Origin of the sequence: Segeticoccus rhizosphaerae (assembly GCF_009192725.1) — a bacterium.
Classification (GTDB): domain Bacteria; phylum Actinomycetota; class Actinomycetes; order Actinomycetales; family Dermatophilaceae; genus Segeticoccus; species Segeticoccus rhizosphaerae.
This window is the reverse complement of the sequence record NZ_VOHR01000760.1, coordinates 1-503: the sequence shown is the minus strand read 5'-3', so window position 1 is coordinate 503 and position 503 is coordinate 1. Positions and strand designations below refer to the sequence as shown.

Below are 503 nucleotides of genomic sequence, written 5' to 3'. Positions count from 1 at the left end.
CTTCATCAACCCGCTCTCCGAGGGCAAGGCGGGCGCGTTCCAGCGCCGCTACCGCGACACCGACATCCTCCTCATCGACGACATCCAGTTCCTGCAGGGCAAGGAACAGACGATGGAGGAGTTCTTCCACACCTTCAACACGCTCTACAACACCAACGGGCAGGTGGTCCTCACCTCCGACGTGCCGCCCAAGCAGCTCGCCGGCTTCGAGGACCGCATGCGCTCCCGGTTCGAGATGGGCCTCATCACCGACGTCCAGCCCCCCGACCTCGAGACCCGCATCGCGATCCTGCGCAAGAAGGCGGCGAACGAGCACCTCGACGCCCCGGACGACGTGCTCGAGTACATCGCCAGCCGGATCTCCTCGAACATCCGCGAGCTCGAAGGTGCCCTCATCCGGGTCACCGCGTTCGCGAACCTCAACCGCCAGCAGGTCGACCGGTCGCTCGCCGAGATCGTGCTGCGTGACCTCATCACCGACGACGACGCTCGCGAGATCACGG

General features: G+C 65.6%; 1 protein-coding gene. It reads left to right on the top strand.

The features are described from left to right. Positions 1 to 503, top strand: a 503-nt coding sequence (locus tag FRW57_RS22860; protein WP_238999559.1) for a DnaA ATPase domain-containing protein, incomplete at both ends; no start/stop codon positions are given.